We start from the raw sequence: 18551 nt of genomic DNA on the forward strand, positions 1-18551 counted from the left end.
GAATTAAAAATGGCACAACTGTCACTGAAACATATTCAGAAAATTTACGATAACCAGGTCCACGTGGTGAAGGATTTTAATCTCGAAATCGAGGACAAGGAGTTTATCGTTTTTGTCGGTCCGTCTGGCTGCGGTAAATCGACAACGCTGCGCATGATTGCCGGGCTGGAGGAGATCTCCGCTGGCGAACTGGTCATCGACGGCGTTTGCATGAACGACGTGCCCGCCAAATCACGCGACATCGCCATGGTGTTCCAGAACTATGCGCTTTACCCGCATATGACGGTCTACGACAACATGGCGTTTGGCCTGAAGATGCAGAAAATCGCCCCGGCGGTTATCGAAGAGCGCGTTAACTGGGCGGCACAGATCCTCGGCTTACGGGAGTACCTCAAGCGTAAACCCGGCGCGCTGTCCGGTGGCCAGCGTCAGCGCGTGGCGTTGGGCAGGGCGATAGTTCGGGAAGCGGGCGTCTTCCTGATGGATGAACCGCTCTCCAACCTCGATGCCAAGCTTCGCGTGCAGATGCGGGCTGAAATCAGCAAGCTCCATCAGAAGCTCAATACCACGATGATTTACGTGACCCACGATCAGACGGAAGCCATGACGATGGCGACCCGGATTGTGATCTTAAAAGACGGCATTATTCAGCAGGTTGGTGCACCGAAGCAGGTATACAACGAGCCGGCAAACATGTTTGTTGCGGGGTTCATTGGCTCGCCAGCCATGAACTTTGTTCGTGGCGCCATCGACGACCGCTATTTCGTCACGGAAACGCTGCGCCTGGAGATCCCCGAAGACAAGCTCGCGTCACTGCGTGCCGCAGGGTATCAGCGTAAAGCCGTGGTCTTTGGGATCCGCCCGGAAGATATTCTCACCCAGCAGAGTAGCGGTGAAAACATCGCGGCAAAAGTCAGCGTGGCCGAACTGACCGGTGCAGAGTTCATGCTCTACGCCACCGTTGGCGGCCATGAACTGGTTGTTCGCGCGGGAGCCGCGAATGATTATGCCGCTGGGGATAATATCGGCATCCAGTTCGACATGAATAAGTGCCATTTCTTCGACGCTGAAACCGAAGCGGCTATTAGATAAGAAAGGTGTTCGCCGGAAATATCCATTTCCGGTTTTTTTGTTTGTTACTTATAAAGGGAATATTTGATGAGTACTCTACTAAAAAGTGCTGCGCTCGTGCTGTGCGCAGGGGTTAGCTGTGCACATGCAACAGAAACGGCTAAACAGTGGGAATTTAATATTGGCGCGATGTATGAAATAGAAAACGTCGAAGGCCAGGGGGAGGATAAAGACGGGTTATATGAACCTTCCGTGTGGTTTAATTCAACCTGGGATGCCTGGACTATTTCGCTGGCAATGTATCAGGAAGGGCCGGTTGATTATAGCAGCATGACCCGCGGCACCTATTTTGATCGCCCGGAATTTGAATTACGCTATCGCTTTATCGGAACCGATGATTTTACGTTCGGTCTGACCGGCGGCTTCCGTAATTATGGTTATCACTTTAAGGATAAACACGGCGCCAGAGACGGCAGCGCAAATATGCAGCGCTACAAAATTCAGCCTGACTGGGATATAAAATTAACCGACGACTGGCGTTTTGGCGGCTGGTTTGCCATGTATCAATTTGCCAACGATCTGGAAAAAACCGGCTATTCAGACAGCCGTGTCGAAACCGAAACGGGCTTTACCTGGACCATTAACGAAACCTTTGCCGCTAAAGTAAATTACTATTTAGAGCGCGGTTTCAATATGGACGGTTCACGTAATAACGGCGAGTTCTCCACCCAGGAAATTCGCGCCTATCTCCCTATTTCGTTGGGCCAGACGACCTTAACGCCTTACACTCGACTGGGGCTCGATCGCTGGTCGAACTGGGACTGGCAGGACGATCCTGAGCGTGAAGGGCATAATTTCAACCGCCTGGGTATGCAGTACGCCTATGACTTCAACAACGGTTTATCCATGACGCTTGAATACGCCTATGAATGGGAAAACCATGACGAAGGTGACAACGACCGCTTCCACTATGCGGGCGTTGGGGTAAATTACGCGTTCTGACCGAGGGGCTTCCAGGGGCTACAAGCCCCTGGTTTTAGCGCAGCGAGGCCGCCAGTAAAAAATGCGTATCGACAAGCACTTTTTGCGGGGCGGGATGGCCCGCGATACGCCTGAAGAGAAGATCGCAGCTCTCTTCCCCCAGTTTTCGGGTCGGGATATCAAAGCCGCCAGGTGCGGGCGTTAAAATGAGAGACAGCATCGGGTCGCTGTATCCGGCTATCACCACCTGTTCCGGAATCATCAGATTCAACTCATCCGCCGCGCGATATAGACCGAGTAATTTCATGCTGTCGGTAGCAAATACGGCATCAGGTGGCGTGGGTGATGAGAGCAATTCCAGCGCCGCTTTAAGCGCACTCTCATGGGTATAACCGCCGTCCATGATCCAGTCCGGGTTCATCGCAATATGGTGCTTTTCCAGACTGGCTTTATAACCCGCCAGGCGATCGATCGAAACATGATAATCAAGCGGCGCATGCAGACAGGCAATTTTCTTGCGGTCGTTTTTAATAAAGGTTTCCGTCAGCGTGGCGCTGTCATGAAAATTATCCGTGTCGACGGAGTAAATATTCTGATACTCACCTTCCACTTTACCGATAACCACTACTGGTACGCCATACGCATCCAGCGTGGTGAAAAAGGATTCATTTGCGGGCGAACTCAGCATGATGATCCCTTTGATCATCTTCTGTTTTATTTTACTCACGCATTTCAGCAGATCGTCTTCACTGCTTTTTGAGGTTTGTAAAATAACATCGAATCCTTCTTCTTCCGCTTTTGCCGTAATGGCATGAAGGACATCGGAGAAAAAAGGGTTGCCGGCAGTGGTTTTGGTTGAACGGGTCGAAATAACCATAATGGCATCGAATCCTGAAGAGGTCAGGGCGCGAGCCAGTTTGTTGGGCTGATAATTTAATTCATCAATCGCCTTCAGCACTTTGTCACGTGCTTCGGGAGAAATATTCGTTTGTTTATTCAGAACGCGGGAAACGGTTGATTTCGATACGCCCGCAACCCGTGCGATATCATAAATGGTGGGTGACATACACCTTACTCACTCAGAACTGACAGCAATGTCGTTCATCTTACTGGAGAAAAAACGGCAATAGCAATAAATAAGAATTGATAATCAACGATCTGCCCCCATTTATTGTATTCTGAAGCCATGCATTCAAGGCTTCCAGGCAACGAAGGACGGCGATGAAGCGACTTAAAAACGAAATCAATTCACTGGTAAACCGCGGCGTTGACCGTCATCTGCGACTGGCGGTGACAGGATTGAGCCGCAGCGGTAAGACGGCGTTTATCACCGCGATGGTGAACCAGCTCCTGAACCTGCACGCAGGGGCGCGTCTGCCGTTGCTTGGCGCGGTGCGGGAAGAGCGTTTGCTGGGCGTTAAGCGCGTCCCTCAGCGCGATTTTGGTATTCCCCGTTTTACCTATGATGAAGGGCTGGCGCAGCTGTATGGCGATCCGCCCGCGTGGCCGACGCCGACGCGAGGGGTCAGTGAAATTCGTCTTGCGTTGCGTTTCCGCTCGAATGAATCCCTGATGCGCCATTTCAAGGATACCTCCACGCTATACCTTGAAATCGTCGATTACCCCGGCGAATGGCTGCTCGACCTGCCGATGCTGGCGCAGGATTACCTCAGCTGGTCACGCCAGATGACGGGATTGCTGCAGGGGCAGCGCGCCGGGTGGTCAGCCAAATGGCGGCAGCTGTGCGAAGGACTGGACCCGCTTGCCCCAGCAGATGAAAACCGTCTGGCGGCCATTGCCGACGCCTGGACGGCGTATTTACACCAGTGTAAACAGGAAGGGTTACACTTCATTCAGCCGGGGCGCTTTGTTCTGCCGGGTGATTTAGCAGGCGCGCCTGCGCTTCAGTTTTTCCCCTGGCCGGATGTGGACGGGGTTGGCGAGTCGACGCTGGCGCAGGCTGACAAGCACACTAACGCCGGGATGCTGCGCGAGCGTTACCATTACTACTGTGAAAAAGTGGTTAAGGGATTTTATAAGAACCACTTTTTACGATTTGACCGTCAGATTGTGCTGGTGGATTGTCTGCAACCGCTCAACAGCGGGCCACAGGCATTCAACGATATGCGCCTTGCCCTGACGCAGCTGATGCAAAGTTTTCACTACGGGCAGCGGACGCTGTTCCGCCGTCTTTTCTCACCGGTGATCGACAAACTGCTCTTTGCGGCCACAAAAGCCGATCACGTCACGGTCGACCAGCATGCCAATATGGTGTCGCTGCTGCAGCAGCTGGTGCAAGACGCCTGGCAAAACGCCGCCTTCGAAGGGATCAGCATGGATTGCCTTGGGCTGGCGTCGGTGCAGGCAACGCAAAGCGGGCTGATTGACCTTAACGGCGAGAAAATACCGGCATTACGCGGGAACCGACTCAGCGACGGTGAACCGCTTACCGTGTATCCGGGCGAAGTGCCTGCGCGGCTGCCGGGTCAGGCCTTCTGGCAGAATCAGGGCTTCCAGTTTGAAGCCTTCCGCCCGCAGGCAATGAGCGTCGACAGGCCATTACCGCACATCCGTCTGGATGCGGCGCTGGAGTTTTTGATTGGAGATAAATTGCGATGACGGAACCGTTAAAACCGCGCATTGACTTTACCGGAACGCTTGAGCAGGACGCTCAGGAGGCGTTCAAAACGGCGCAGACGTTCAGCGGAACCCAGGCCGATAACTTTGCCCCGGCGCTGCAGGACGAGCCCGCTGTTGAGGACGGTCCGGCGGAGGCGGTCGTGGACGCCGCGCTGCGTCCAAAACGCAGCCTGTGGCGCAGGATGGTTACCGCCGGTCTGGCGCTGTTTGGCGTAAGCGTGGTGGCTCAGGGCGTGCAGTGGACGATGAATGCCTGGCAAACTCAGGACTGGGTCGCGCTGGGCGGATGCGCCGCGGGCGCGCTGATTGTGGGGGCGGGCGTCGGGTCGGTTGCCACCGAGTGGCGTCGGCTCTGGCGTTTGCGCCAGCGCGCGCATGAGCGTGATGAAGCGCGGGATCTGCTCCACAGCCACGGCACCGGGAAAGGTCGCGCGTTCTGTGAAAAGCTGGCGAGTCAGGCCGGAATCGATCAGTCGCACCCGGCGCTTCAGCGCTGGTACGCCGCCATCCATGAGACCCAGAATGACCGGGAAGTAGTGACGCTCTATTCCCACATGGTTCAGCCGGTGCTGGATGCTCAGGCGCGGCGCGAAATCAGCCGGTCTGCGGCGGAATCCACCCTGATGATTGCCGTCAGCCCGCTGGCGCTGGTCGATATGGCCTTTATCGCCTGGCGTAACCTGCGCCTGATCAACCGTATCGCGAACCTTTACGGTATAGAGCTGGGTTACTACAGTCGGCTCAGACTGTTTAAGCTGGTCCTGCTCAATATCGCGTTTGCCGGGGCGAGTGAGCTGGTGCGCGAAGTGGGAATGGACTGGATGTCGCAGGATCTGGCGGCGCGTCTCTCTGCCCGTGCGGCTCAGGGCATCGGTGCGGGGTTATTAACCGCGCGTTTGGGGATTAAAGCGATGGAAGTCTGCCGTCCGCTGCCGTGGATCGATGGCGATAAGCCCCGTCTGGGGGATTTCAGGCGTGAACTGATCGGCCAGCTCAAAGAGACGCTCAATAAAAAACCTGCGCCGTGAGGTTTTGTTCACTAATCGTGCTGGCTGTCAATATTTGTTGACAGCCATCTTCCGGATCACCGTGTTCTGACATATCATTTTACTGTTATTGGCTTAAAACGGTGAATTTCCCATGCGTCTTGAAGTCTTCTGTGAAGACCGTCTCGGTCTGACCCGCGAATTACTCGATCTTCTTGTTTTACGTAGCATTGATTTACGTGGCATTGAGATCGATCCTGTCGGGCGAATTTACCTCAATTTTGCCGAAATTGAATTTAATACCTTTAGCAGCCTGATGGCGGAAATCCGCCGTATCGCTGGCGTTACGGATGTGCGCACCATTCCCTGGATGCCGTCCGAGCGTGAGCACCTGGCGCTGAGCGCGCTGCTGGAAGCCATGCCTGAGCCGTTCCTCTCCCTGGATTTGAAAAGCAAAGTTGAGCGCGTTAACCACGCGAGCTGCCAGCTTTTCGCACAGAGTCAGGAGAAGCTGAGCAATCATCACGCCGCGCAGCTGATCCCCGGTTTTAACTTCCAGCGCTGGCTGGACAGCAATCCGCAGAACACGCACAGCGAGCATGTGGTGATTAACGGGCAGAATTTCCTGATGGAGATCACGCCGGTCTATCTGAAAGGGGAAGGGAATACCCGCGTGTTGACCGGGGCGGTGATCATGCTGCGCTCGACGCTGCGCATGGGTCGTCAGCTGCAAAACCTCTCCAGTCAGGACGTTGGCGCATTCAGCCAGATTATTGCCGTCAGCCCTAAAATGCGTCATGTGGTTGATCAGGCGCGTAAGCTCGCAAGCCTGACCGCGCCGCTGTTGATTACCGGGGATACCGGCACCGGGAAAGACCTGCTGGCTCACGCCGTGCATCTGGCGAGCCCACGTGCGGCCAAGCCTTACCTGGCACTCAACTGCGCCTCGATACCGGAAGATGCCGTCGAAAGCGAGCTGTTTGGTCACGCGCCGGAGGGCAAGAAAGGGTTCTTCGAGCAGGCTAACGGTGGCTCGGTGCTGCTGGACGAGATCGGCGAAATGTCGCCGCGTATGCAGGCTAAGCTGCTGCGTTTCCTGAATGACGGCACGTTCCGCCGCGTCGGTGAGGATCACGAAGTGCATGTGGACGTGCGCGTCATTTGCGCCACCCAGAAGAATCTGGTTGAACTGGTGCAAAAGGGGATCTTCCGCGAGGATCTCTATTACCGCCTTAACGTCCTGACGCTGAACATTCCGCCGCTGCGCGATTGCCCGCAGGACATCATGCCGCTTACGGAGCTGTTCGTCGCCCGCTTTGCCGACGAGCAGGGTGTGCCGCGTCCGAAGCTGTCTGCCGATCTGGGCACGGTGCTCATGCGCTACGGCTGGCCGGGCAACATTCGTCAGCTTAAAAACGCCGTTTATCGCGCGCTGACCCAGCTTGAAGGGTATGAGCTGCGTCCGCAGGATATCCTGTTGCCGGATTACGACGCCGGGACGGTATCCGTAGGCGAAGAAGCGATGGAAGGGTCGCTGGACGATATCACCAGCCGTTTCGAGCGCTCTGTGCTGACGCAGCTGTACCGTAGCTATCCCAGCACCCGCAAGCTGGCAAAACGCCTTGGCGTATCGCACACCGCGATCGCAAATAAGCTACGTGAATATGGTTTGAATCATAAGAAAGGTGACGAATAACAAAAAAGCCTCTGCAAGAGGCTTTTTACTTTTCACTTTAGATTTATTCCTTCGCCAGCGGCGTGTTAACGATGTCTGTTTTTGTCTCGCCCTGAATCGACGCAATCCTGCTTTCAACCTCTTTTACCTGCTGCGGGCTGTGGAGCAGGGTATAGGTCAGATCAAACTGCGCGCTGGCGCCAGGCTGCAGCTGCTTAACCCGCTTCTGTTCGCGTTCAATCGTGACGGGGTAGGCGTAGCTGGTGCCCGGTTCAATGCCCGTGACATAACCCTGCTTCAGCGTGTCAGTGTTTTTCCATAAGGTCAGCACGGGCAGCTGGCGCGTATCAAACTGGATGGATGCGCCTTTATCGCCGGCTTTATTGACCACTGCTGCGAGCGTTTCATGGTTGTTGTCGGCGAGCGGCTGAATATTAAAGACCATCTCATCAAAGCCTTTTGTCGGCCCGGCGTAGGTTTGCCAGTCGTTAACGCCCGCTTTGGCGTAGTCATTGAATGGGCTCACGCTCGCCGCTGGCGCAAGGAAACGTGCGCCTTCTTCGAGGATCGGCGTCCCGAAGTTGCTGTGATAGATGATTTGGTAATCATGAGGGTAATCGGCATGGTTGGTCAGAACATCATGCAGACTGAACTGGTTAGTTCCGGGAACGTAGCGCAGTTCGGTCATGGTTTGCAGATCCGCTTTTTTGAACGTGCTCTCTTTGATTAAACCCCGAACGCGGATCTCATGCGGGGCGGTATCCGCCACCTCAACTTCCACCTGCGATACCGGTGTATTTCCGGCCCTGCCGTGAAGGGTGTAAATTTGCCCATCTGCGGTGACCGGATGACCTGTCCACTCGTAGCCACAGCGCACCATCATCTCGTTGAAACCATCCAGCCAGCCGAGACCGTTTCGGCTTTCAAGATTGATATAGGCAGGATTGACGACCTCTTTGACGGGTGAATTCCATCCCAGTCGGGTGCCAAACCCTTCAACGTGCAGAAGGTTCATGCCGCGTGTCGGGCTCAGGGTAATCGTCAGGCCATCTTTACTGCTAATAATGATGACTTTACTGCCTTCCTGCTTGCCGCCGTGTAAGATTTTTTGCTCAATGCTGAACGTCTGATCTTTAACTTTCAGCTCATCACTGGAAATCTTCCAGTTTCCTTTCTCTACGCTGCTTTCAGCACTTGTCAGCACCCAGGTTTTAGCCGCGGCATGGCCAGAAACCAGGACCGCCAGAAGCGTAAAAGCGAATTTGATCTTCATATTTTATCCTTTTTGCTGAAACGATTATTTTCTTTCGTAAGCAAATCTAATGTTTAGACAAAAAGGGAAATGTGATGGGCTTCACTCGGGATGAAAATGGGGGATTTTTACGATTATTATGCGTTGTTGATCACGATCATGTTACATATTGTTCTGATTATTGCAGGATTAATGTGACATTCGAGCATTTAAGCTTTAACGATTCAGCTTTGAAATAATAAAAAACCCCGCCGAGGCGAGGTTGAGAATAAGTTGTATAGAATGCTAAGGACTTATTATGCTTTCAGCACGTCCAGCGCGGCAGTGTAGTCCGGCTCGGTGGTGATTTCGTTAACCAGTTCGCTGAAGACGACAGTGTCGTTTTCGTCCAGAACCAGTACAGCACGTGCTGCCAGACCTTTCAGTGGGCCTTCCGCAATGCTGACGCCGTATTTCTCGAGGAAATCTGCGCTGCGCAGGGTGGAGAGGGTGATAACGTTGCTCAGGCCTTCGGCACCGCAGAAACGGGACTGGGCAAACGGCAGGTCAGCGGAAATGCACAGCACAACGGTGTTGTCCATTTCAGTCGCCAGCTGGTTGAATTTACGCACGGATGCGGCACAAACACCGGTATCAATGCTTGGGAAAATGTTCAGTACTTTGCGTTTGCCCGCAAACTGAGCCAGTGTGACGTCAGACAGATCTTTAGCCACCAGAGTAAATGCCTGCGCTTTGCTGCCAGCCTGCGGAATGGAACCTGCTACAGCAACCGGGTTGCCCTGGAAATGAACGAGTTGTGACATAGATATCTTCCTGTTTACATATAGTTAACGTCGTGGCTAGTGTATGCCATCAGCGGATAACACGGCAAACCAAATTTTTCGCCTTACCGGGCCGCAAGGAGTCAGTGATGAGAAGCGTTAAGGTCTATGAAGAAGCCTGGCCATTGCATACCCCGTTTGTGATCTCCCGCGGCAGCCGAAGTGAAGCCAGCGTGGTCGTGGTTGAAATTGAAGAAGAGGGTGTGAAAGGCGTCGGAGAATGTACGCCTTATCCGCGCTATGGGGAAAGCCTTGCGTCCGTGATGGCGCAGATCATGACCCTGGTGCCTGACCTGCAAAAAGGGCTCACGCGCGAGGCATTACAGCAGCGTTTACCCGCCGGGGCGGCGCGCAACGCCATCGACTGTGCGCTCTGGAGCCTTGAAGCCGCTCAGCAGCAAAAATCGCTGACGTCATTGCTGGGCGTGGTCGTGCCCGAATCGATCGTGACCGCGCAAACGGTCGTGATTGGTGAGCCGGAGCAGATGGCCGCCAGTGCGAAAGCGCTCTATGACGCCGGAGCCACGCTGTTAAAAGTGAAGCTAGACGATCGTCTGATCAGCGAGCGGATGGTCGCCATTCGCTCGGCGGTCCCCTCAGCCACGCTGATTGTGGACGCCAACGAGTCGTGGCATCCCGAAGGGCTCGCCGCGCGATGCCAGCTGCTGGCCGATCTGGGCGTGGCGATGCTGGAGCAGCCTCTGCCGGTAAAAGAGGATGCGGCGCTGAAGAATTTTATCCATCCGTTGCCCGTGTGCGCGGATGAAAGCTGCCACACACGCGAGAATTTGAGCGAGCTTAAGGGCCGCTATGACATGGTCAATATCAAGCTCGACAAGGCAGGCGGACTGACTGAAGCCCTGGCTCTGGCGGCGGACGCCAGGGCGCAGGGGTTCGACCTGATGTTGGGATGCATGCTTTGCACTTCCCGGGCGATCGGCGCGGCGCTGCCGCTGGTCAATCAGGTTCGTTTCGCCGATCTGGATGGCCCGACGTGGCTGGCGGTTGACGTTTCACCGGCCCTGAAATTTACCAGCGGCGTGCTTCATCTCTGAGGCTGCCAGCGCAGAAGCTCCATCATGGCTTTTAAGTATTTTTCGCTGGCTTCGTCGGAGGAGATCGCCGGGAACTCAGCGGTGATGCAGGGCAAGCTTAAGTCGGCGCACCAGCTCCCGAATGATCCGGGTGTTTCATAACCCACGCTGGTGACGAGCGGCAGGTCGAACGCCCGTGCCAGCCACGCGCCCAGGTCAGAGTGGCGCGGATCTTCAATGCAGGCCAGCGGATCGTGGAAGGAGACAACCCAGGTGGGGTGGATCTTATGGATAAGCTGGCACAGCGCCTGCGTTTCCGGCTCTGAGCCAGGGTTGTCTCCCGTCAGCAACACCACGTCTCGCTCCTCGGCGGAGCTGTTCCAGCGATAAACCGTTTCGCCAGCGCGCCAGTTTGCTGCCGGGAAATTACGGTTCAGGTCGACGCCCCGCGCATTCGCCCGCAATCCCAGCTGACAGCCATCCGGATTGACGGCAAGAATCACGTGATGACGTCGTAATGAAGGGGTCAATGTCCGCAGCGCGCACGAGAGCGTGACGACAGACGAGTTTTCATCACCGTGCGTGCCGGCAATAATCAAACCGCTTTCGCGATCGGCATCGGGTGCCGGGAACCAGATCAGCGATGCGCCTAAAAATGAGCGGCCATATTGTTCAGCGCCCGGAGGGAAGGCGCCGCGTTCCGCGCGGGGTCGGGTAGTTGCCATACGAAATCCTGATAAAGAAGTCTCTACTGGCAGTGTTGTGCAAAAGCCGCTGTTAATCAAATAGTTTCCGTAGCGGCTGAGAATTGCCTTAAATCACTATTCAGGCGTAAGTTATTTGCATTTCTTATTGTCGAAACAAATAATTACGCATCTGCTTGTTACCTGAATTTTTTAAAGGGGATCTTATGAAGCATCCTGTTTCGCGTCTTTTCACCGCACTGTGCCTGTGCGGGCTCTCTACACTCTCATACGCTGCTGATGTCCCACAGGGCACGGTGCTGGCGCAAAAACAGGAGCTGGTCAGACATATTAAAGATGAACCGGCTTCGCTCGATCCGGCAAAAGCGGTGGGGTTGCCAGAGATTCAGGTGATTCGCGATCTTTTCGAAGGGCTGGTGAATCAGAATGAGAAAGGGGAACTGACCCCGGGCGTGGCGACGCGCTGGCAGAGTAACGATAACCGTACCTGGACGTTCACCCTGCGTGATAACGCAAAATGGTCTGACGGTACGCCGGTCACCGCGCAGGATTTTGTCTACAGCTGGCAGCGTCTGGTTGACCCAAAAACGACCTCTCCGTTTGCCTGGTTTGCAGCGCTGGCAGGTATCAACAATGCGCAGGCTATCATCGACGGTAAGGCAGCGCCTGATACCCTGGGCGTGACGGCGGTGGATGCCAGGACGTTGCGCGTCCAGCTGGATAAGCCGCTACCGTGGTTTAGCAACCTGACGGCAAACTTCGCCTTCTATCCGGTGCAAAAAGCGAACGTTGAAAGCGGAAAAGAGTGGACGCGTCCGGGAGCGCTGGTCGGTAATGGCGCCTACGTCCTGAACGACCGCGTGGTGAATGAAAAACTGGTTGTCGTGCCGAACACCCACTATTGGGACAATGCGAAAACTGTCCTGCAAAAAGTGACCTTTATTCCGATTAACCAGGAATCGTCCGCCACGAAACGCTATCTGGCAGGGGATATCGATATTACCGAATCGTTCCCGAAAAACATGTATCAGAAGCTCCTGAAGGACATTCCGGGACAGGTGTATACGCCGCCTCAGCTCGGGACCTACTACTACGCGTTTAATACGCAAAAGGGGCCGACGGCCGATGCCCGGGTTCGTCTTGCCCTGAGTATGACTATCGATCGCCGCATTATGGTGGAAAAAGTACTGGGTACCGGCGAAAAACCGGCCTGGCATTTTACCCCTGACGTGACGGCGGGCTTCACGCCTGAACCTTCGCCGTTCGAGCAGATGTCCCAGCAGGAGCTGAACGCTCAGGCCAAAACCTTGCTCCAGGCCGCAGGCTACGGCCCTCAGCGTCCGCTGAAGCTGAACCTGCTGTACAACACGTCGGAAAACCACCAGAAAATCGCCATTGCGGTGGCGTCCATGTGGAAGAAAAATCTCGGTGTGGATGTCAAGCTGCAAAACCAGGAGTGGAAAACCTACATTGACAGCCGCAATACCGGCAATTTTGATGTGATCCGCGCGTCATGGGTGGGGGATTACAACGAGCCCTCGACCTTCCTGTCCCTGCTGACCTCAACCCACAGCGGCAATATCTCGCGTTTCAATGACCCGGCTTACGATAAAATAATCCACCAGGCGACGCTTGAAACCACGGCGAAAGCGCGTAACACGGATTACAACATGGCGGAGAAAATCCTTATGGAGAAAGCACCTATCGCGCCTATTTACCAGTACACCAACGGTCGACTGATTAAGCCGTGGGTGAAAGGGTACCCGATTAATAACCCGGAAGACGTGGCGTATAGCCGGACGATGTATATTGAGAAGCACTGACGAGTAGGGGTTCGCTGCTACCAAATCCAGAACTGGCGCGGAGCTTAGCGCCAGTTGCTCCTTCTGATTCTCTCCCGCCACAGCAGAACGTCGCACTTTCCTGACGATACTTACTGCTGATATTTCTCAGGCGATGCAAAAACAACACCATACGCAATGGTGGGTAAAAATTGCATGAGTTGAATATCGCCGTCTACACTTGAACAAAATAATATCTTGTGTTCTGCATATTAAAAACATGCAGTAACTCCAGTGAGGTCAACATGTCTTTCACTAACAGAGAGTTGCGTGAACTTGTCGAAACACAATTAAAATATACGTTATGCGTTAGCATAGACAAGGCTACCAACGGCGATATATTCAATGCTGTGGCGCTGGCAGTGCGGTATTTTCAGCAAGATCGCTTTCTCGATAGTCAGGCCCGGCAACGCGTGGAAAAGAAAAAACGCGTTTATTATCTCTCGATGGAATTTTTGCTTGGGCAGTCATTACGCAATAACCTGATGAACCTGAATTTGCTTGATGATATGCGTAAGGTTGTCACTGACCTGGGGTTTGATTTCGATGGTATTCTTGACGAAGAGCCCGATGCCGCGCTTGGAAATGGTGGCCTTGGGCGGTTAGCTGCCTGCTTTATTGACTCAATGGCAACGTTAGACATTGCTGCCTCAGGTCATGGCATTAAATACGAATATGGTTTATTCAGGCAGTCTTTTCAGAATGGTCAGCAAATCGAACATCCGGACGACTGGCATTCCATGCATTCCCCCTGGCTGGTTGAACACCATAGCCAGGCAATGCTGATCCCAATTGGTGGATATATCGAGCATGCAGATGATGCTGGCGGGAATTATAATCCAATGTGGTTGGGGTGGAATACTATCGTTGGTATCCCAAATGACTATTTCGTTTCTGGCTACAGAGGTAGCACCACGAATAAGCTTCGTTTATACAGTGCCGTAGCCTCTAACTCTTTTGATATTCATATTTTCAACCATGGCGATTACATCAAAGCGGTCAGTGAAAAAATCGCCTCCGAGAATATTTCAAAAATACTCTATCCTTCTGATGAGATCCTCTCGGGCAAGGAGCTGCGACTGACTCAGGAGTATTTTCTTGTCGCATGTACCTTGCGAGATATTTTTCGCGAATACGCTGAGATTGAAACTGACATTTCGTTACTGCCGCGGCATGTCGCCATCCAGCTAAATGATACGCATCCCGCGCTGGCTGTTGTCGAGTTGATGCGAATACTTGTCGACGAATACAGCCTTCCCTGGCACCAGGCCTGGGATATCACCCAAAGAACCTGTGCTTACACCAACCATACGTTGATGCCCGAGGCTCTGGAGACCTGGCCAGTGGCCTTGTTTGAAAAACTGTTGCCGCGACACTTGCAGATTATTTTTGAGATTAACCACCGTTTTCTTGCGGATGTCGCCTCCCGATGGCCAGACAAACCGCATTTGTTGGCCTCCTTGTCTCTGTTTGCGGGGGATAACGAGAAAAGTATCAGAATGGCAAATTTAGCCATCGTCGGGAGTCATTGTGTAAATGGGGTGGCGATGCTCCATTCCGAGCTTATCAAAACGCACCTGGTTCCCGATTTTTATTTTATTACGCCAGATAAATTCATTAATCAGACCAACGGCATTACGCCGCGCAGATGGTTGCAGCAGGCTAACCCAAATCTTGCCGCGTTTCTGAATCAGCAATTGGGTAACCGATGGCCGACGGATTTACATATGCTTCGACAGCTGGAGAAGCATGCGGATGATACGGGGGTGATTGATCATATCCGCGGCATTAAATTCAAAAATAAATCCGCGTTGAGCCAGATTGTTTCACAACGTTATGGGATTATGTTGGACCCGATGGCAATGTTTGATTGCCAGGTAAAACGCATTCACGAATACAAGCGCCAGCTTCTGAATATTCTGCACGTCATTTCTCTCTATATTGATATTAAAGAGAATGGGAGAACCATAGCGCCTAAGGTGCATCTTTTTGCAGGTAAAGCGGCACCCGGTTATCGAATGGCAAAGCTTATTATTCAGTTAATTAATGCTGTAGCGAATAAAATCAACAGTGATGCGCGTATTGCCGGGCAGCTGAAAGTCATTTTTCTTGAGGATTACAAAGTCTCCTTAGCCGAAAGCATAATACCGGCAACAGACCTGTCTGAACAAATATCCACAGCAGGCACGGAGGCATCTGGAACCAGTAATATGAAGTTCGCGCTCAACGGTGCGTTAACAATGGGTACGTATGATGGTGCCAACATTGAAATTCTTAATGCTGTTGGGGCAGAAAACTTCTATCTTTTCGGCGCGACGGCTGAAGAAGTCAATGAAATGCGTTCAAATGGCGATAATAATCGTTTCTATCGTCAGAGCGATCCTCGAATGATGCGTATAGTGAATACGCTTATTTCTGGTGAATTTAGCGCCGATCGCGAAATTTTTGCACCGCTACACCATATGTTGACAACAGCCGATCATTATTGTCATCTGCTGGATTTTGACAGCTACAGCCAAACCCAACGTCAGGCAATGGCTGATTTTGAACATCCCCGCCAGTGGCATCGAAAAGCGTTGCTAAATATTAGCCGAATGGGAGAGTTTTCGAGTGACAGAACCATTCAGGGCTATGCAAGGGATATTTGGGGAATAAATTGCTGATGGTCATGCTTCCGGTTGCCTTCCGGGAGCGATATCGGTGCACTATGATCATCATTCGGGAACACGTTACGCCCCTGATGCGAGGCTGATTATGAACTTTGAAATACAGAGTGAAAATGACGTACAGATTGTCGTTCCGCTGGTTCGCAGGCTGGATGCTTCTGTCGAGCAGACCTTTAAGCAGCAGGTGCTGGAGGTGATTGAAAAAAGTAATAAAAAGATATTGCTGGATTTCAGCCACGTAGATTTTATTGACAGCAGCTGTCTCGGCGCGCTGGTATCCATACTCAAGAGTTTAAACGGCAAGGGTGAGCTGGTGCTGTGTTCGCTTAACAGCAATACACACGCTCTCTTTAAGCTGACCAGGATGGATCGTATTTTTTCTATCAGGGCCAATCGGCAGGATGCCCTGCAGGTGTTGATGGGCTAATATCACAGCGCTCTTCGGGGAGAAAGCGGGATGTGCCAACGGTTAAAACGAGAACTGACGCATTCTCGCGCCAGTCCTGAAAACATGGCTCCGCTCCACCCGCACGGTATTCACCCGGGCTGATACCGGCGCGCTATTGTGCTAATAACGCACTAAACTTCGCCAGCCACTGCGGATGGGCGGGCCAGGCGGGAGCCGTCACCAGGTTGCCGTCGACATGGGCCTGATCGATGCCGATCGTGGCGTAGTGTCCACCTGCGAGGCGTACCTCAGGTGCACAGGCCGGGTAGGCGCTACAGGTACGGCCTTTCAGGATGCCCGCGGCAGCGAGCAGTTGCGGGCCATGGCACACTGCAGCAATCGGTTTGCGCGCAGCGTCAAATGCCTGTACCAGCTTTAACACATCCTCATTTAGCCGCAGATACTCGGGCGCTCTCCCGCCGGGGATGAGCAGCGCGTCGTAGTCCTGCTCCTTCACGGCGGAAAAGTCGGCGTTGAGGGTAAAGCGGTGACCGGGTTTTTCGCTATAGGTCTGGGCGCCGTCGAAATCATGGATTGCCGTCATGATGTAGTCGCCTTTTGGTTTGTCGGGGCAGACTGCATCCACCTGATGGCCAATCATCTGCAAAGCCTGAAAAGGCACCATGGTTTCGTAATCTTCGGCATAATCGCCCACCAGCATCAGGATCTTCTTGCTCATCATTCCTCTCCCTTGTCATTAAAGATGATTAAGATATAGCCTGGCGTGGCTGAAATGCCGGAAATAAAAAAGCCCGTCAGAGCACGGGCAACATAAGCAAATGAATAAGTGATTCGTTATCAACGTAGTTGGAGGATAACGGCGCGTATCTTACGCGGCTGTCAGGCTTGCAGATACCTGACAAATTCAGTAGGTGAAACAAGATATTAAACGTGCGTTATGGTGCATCGAAGGTCGGGTAAAGACTATTTTCGAGAAATTCGACGAGATACCAGATCTCACCGCTAAAAATAAACCATAAGCCAAATATAATAAGGAGCAAAATAATTAAGGTGAGTATTATTTCTGTTTTTCCCATTGCAGATTTTACCCACCTGAAGTTAATTGAGTCGAGGCAGGCATTGTAGCGGGGCTTTCCCGTATACTCCAGTTTCATGCTGCAAGGACTTTATTGCGTCCGTCATTTTTAGCGCGATACAGCGCGTCGTCTACCCGCTTAAACAGCTCATCAATCGTCTCACCCTGGTTATGTCGCGCCACGCCAATGCTAACGGTAAACCGCGGTAAGCCCGGAATCGTAATGCGGGCAACGGCTGCACGGATCGACTCGGCAATCTGCAACGCGATGTCGAGAGCGGTATGCGGCAGCAGGATAACGAACTCTTCGCCTCCCCAGCGGAACACCAGGTCATTCTCCCGGCTACAGGCTTCCAGCGTTCGGGAGAGGGCGATAAGCACCTCATCGCCCTTCAAATGACCAAACAGGTCGTTGATGTTTTTGAAGCGATCGGTATCCACCAGCAGCAGGCTAAACTGCTGTTGGGCAGGAAGATGATTCAGGTTGTTGGGATCGGTAATCGCGTAGAACTGGCGACGGTTGAGTAACCCGGTCATGGAGTCACGTAGCGCGGCATGTTCCAGCTCTTGCTCCAGTCTTTTTTGCTCGGTGATATCGTGGATGATGCACAGCATCAGCTTGTCACCGTAGATCTCAATGGGGCCGGCATACGTCTGAACGTGGCGGGTAGAGCCGTCGGCAAGGCGGTGAACAAAGTTGAGCGGCTTATGGCCGCCGGGCAGCGCGGCAATCGCGGTCATAATGGGCAAGACGTCTCGCCCCAGGGTATTGATTTCCCAGGTATGTTTACTGCACATGTCATCATGTGAGTAACCGTAAAAATTGAGCGCGGCCAGGTTAGCATCAACGATCTGGCCATCGCGGGCCGGATCGATTAACAGCATCGGCGCGCTGTTGGTCTGAAAAAAACGGGCGTAAAACCCCTGTTTTTTCCGCCGGTAGGTTGCGGAGCGGCTGGCCTTTAGCCCAGAGAGAATGTGCTGGGCGATCCCCTCGAAAACAATTACATCCCCCCAAGGGGCATAATGGGCAAGCGAGAGACGACAGCTTAGCGGCGTATCCTGTCCATCCCGGCTTATTGTCCAGATTTCGACGATCTCCTGCCCGGTTTTCAGTTCAGGTACATACATCGACAGGAGGTGCTGTGCATTCGCGGAATAGAGGCCTTTACGCAGTTGGTCCAGCGTCTTCTCTCCCATGAGCTGCGTTGCGGTCACATTCGCAAAAACGATCGTTTCCGAAGCGGGGGAAATCAGCCACACGGGTGTTTTAATGACGTTCAGCGCTTCAAAACCGTTTTGCGACATAGGCATTTCCTGTTCATCGGCTCAATGCGCCTGACAATCATGACAGACGTGACGAGTGTCTACTGCTTTGAAACATACTCTACTCAAC

At 53.1% G+C, this 18551-nt stretch carries 16 protein-coding genes; 9 read left to right on the forward strand and 7 right to left on the reverse strand.

Features of this window, described 5'->3' with window-relative positions:
* The first annotated feature begins 9 nt into the window (after positions 1-9).
* Positions 10-1092: an ABC transporter ATP-binding protein gene (locus ACMGGE_RS04435; RefSeq protein WP_420293405.1), complete on the forward strand. Its 1083-nt coding sequence runs from the start codon at positions 10-12 to the stop codon at positions 1090-1092.
* Positions 1093-1158: 66 nt separating this feature from the next.
* Positions 1159-2073, forward strand: coding sequence for an OmpG family monomeric porin (locus ACMGGE_RS04440; RefSeq protein ID WP_420293406.1), 915 nt, complete (start codon positions 1159-1161; stop codon positions 2071-2073).
* 34 nt (positions 2074-2107) lie between these two features.
* Here ACMGGE_RS04440 and ACMGGE_RS04445 read toward each other — a convergent pair whose 3' ends face one another.
* Positions 2108-3118 (reverse strand): LacI family DNA-binding transcriptional regulator, encoded by a 1011-nt coding sequence (locus ACMGGE_RS04445; RefSeq protein ID WP_277717739.1) that lies wholly within the window; start codon positions 3116-3118, stop codon positions 2108-2110.
* A gap of 155 nt (positions 3119-3273) precedes the next feature.
* Here ACMGGE_RS04445 and ACMGGE_RS04450 point away from each other — a divergent pair, with 155 nt between their 5' ends.
* The 3 genes from ACMGGE_RS04450 (at position 3274) to tyrR (ending at position 7374) form a co-directional block, all read left to right on the forward strand.
* Complete coding sequence (locus tag ACMGGE_RS04450) at positions 3274-4671, forward strand: YcjX family protein (protein ID WP_045415711.1); 1398 nt, start codon at positions 3274-3276, stop codon at positions 4669-4671.
* On the forward strand, positions 4668-5720 hold the full coding sequence (locus ACMGGE_RS04455) for a YcjF family protein (protein ID WP_032674907.1): 1053 nt from the start codon (positions 4668-4670) through the stop codon (positions 5718-5720). The genes ACMGGE_RS04450 and ACMGGE_RS04455 overlap by 4 nt, the downstream gene beginning before the upstream one ends.
* Positions 5721-5832: 112 nt before the next feature.
* On the forward strand, positions 5833-7374 hold the full coding sequence (tyrR, locus tag ACMGGE_RS04460; protein WP_008501254.1) for a transcriptional regulator TyrR: 1542 nt from the start codon (positions 5833-5835) through the stop codon (positions 7372-7374).
* Positions 7375-7417: 43 nt separating this feature from the next.
* Here the strand turns inward: tyrR and ACMGGE_RS04465 are convergent, their stop codons facing one another.
* Both ACMGGE_RS04465 and tpx read right to left on the reverse strand, forming a co-directional pair.
* Positions 7418-8626, reverse strand: coding sequence for an aldose 1-epimerase family protein (locus ACMGGE_RS04465; RefSeq protein WP_063621831.1), 1209 nt, complete (start codon positions 8624-8626; stop codon positions 7418-7420).
* 275 nt (positions 8627-8901) lie between these two features.
* The gene (gene tpx / locus ACMGGE_RS04470; protein ID WP_023335907.1) at positions 8902-9408 is read right to left on the reverse strand and encodes a thiol peroxidase; all 507 of its coding nucleotides are present in this window, start codon (positions 9406-9408) and stop codon (positions 8902-8904) included.
* 107 nt (positions 9409-9515) lie between these two features.
* Between tpx and ycjG the strand changes: the two genes are divergently transcribed.
* The gene (ycjG, locus tag ACMGGE_RS04475; protein WP_048029793.1) at positions 9516-10481 is read left to right on the forward strand and encodes an L-Ala-D/L-Glu epimerase; all 966 of its coding nucleotides are present in this window, start codon (positions 9516-9518) and stop codon (positions 10479-10481) included.
* Here ycjG and mpaA read toward each other — a convergent pair.
* Positions 10472-11185, reverse strand: coding sequence for a murein tripeptide amidase MpaA (mpaA, locus tag ACMGGE_RS04480; protein WP_262780497.1), 714 nt, complete (start codon positions 11183-11185; stop codon positions 10472-10474). The genes ycjG and mpaA overlap by 10 nt on opposite strands.
* A gap of 185 nt (positions 11186-11370) precedes the next feature.
* Between mpaA and ACMGGE_RS04485 the strand changes: the two genes are divergently transcribed.
* The 3 genes from ACMGGE_RS04485 to ACMGGE_RS04495 all read left to right on the forward strand — a co-directional run bounded on the left by ACMGGE_RS04485 (position 11371) and on the right by ACMGGE_RS04495 (position 16098).
* Positions 11371-12987 (forward strand): peptide ABC transporter substrate-binding protein, encoded by a 1617-nt coding sequence (locus ACMGGE_RS04485; protein WP_420293407.1) that lies wholly within the window; start codon positions 11371-11373, stop codon positions 12985-12987.
* A 263-nt stretch (positions 12988-13250) separates the two neighbouring features.
* Positions 13251-15668, forward strand: coding sequence for a glycogen/starch/alpha-glucan phosphorylase (locus ACMGGE_RS04490; protein WP_126533757.1), 2418 nt, complete (start codon positions 13251-13253; stop codon positions 15666-15668).
* Between the two features lie 91 nt (positions 15669-15759).
* Positions 15760-16098: an STAS domain-containing protein gene (locus tag ACMGGE_RS04495; protein WP_069719078.1), complete on the forward strand. Its 339-nt coding sequence runs from the start codon at positions 15760-15762 to the stop codon at positions 16096-16098.
* A gap of 133 nt (positions 16099-16231) precedes the next feature.
* On the opposite strand, the gene ACMGGE_RS04500 is transcribed toward ACMGGE_RS04495, so the two are convergent.
* The 3 genes from ACMGGE_RS04500 to ACMGGE_RS04510 form a co-directional block, all read right to left on the reverse strand.
* A complete protein-coding gene (locus tag ACMGGE_RS04500) occupies positions 16232-16798 on the reverse strand; it encodes a DJ-1/PfpI family protein (RefSeq protein ID WP_080347316.1) in 567 nt (188 codons plus the stop codon).
* 217 nt (positions 16799-17015) lie between these two features.
* A complete protein-coding gene (locus tag ACMGGE_RS04505) occupies positions 17016-17156 on the reverse strand; it encodes an Ecr family regulatory small membrane protein (RefSeq protein ID WP_045909000.1) in 141 nt (46 codons plus the stop codon).
* 74 nt (positions 17157-17230) lie between these two features.
* On the reverse strand, positions 17231-18463 hold the full coding sequence (locus ACMGGE_RS04510) for a sensor domain-containing diguanylate cyclase (RefSeq protein WP_063621823.1): 1233 nt from the start codon (positions 18461-18463) through the stop codon (positions 17231-17233).
* Positions 18464-18551: the final 88 nt, after the last annotated feature.

Source organism: Enterobacter sp. BNK-22 (assembly GCF_048684805.1).
Taxonomy (GTDB): domain Bacteria; phylum Pseudomonadota; class Gammaproteobacteria; order Enterobacterales; family Enterobacteriaceae; genus Enterobacter; species Enterobacter quasiroggenkampii.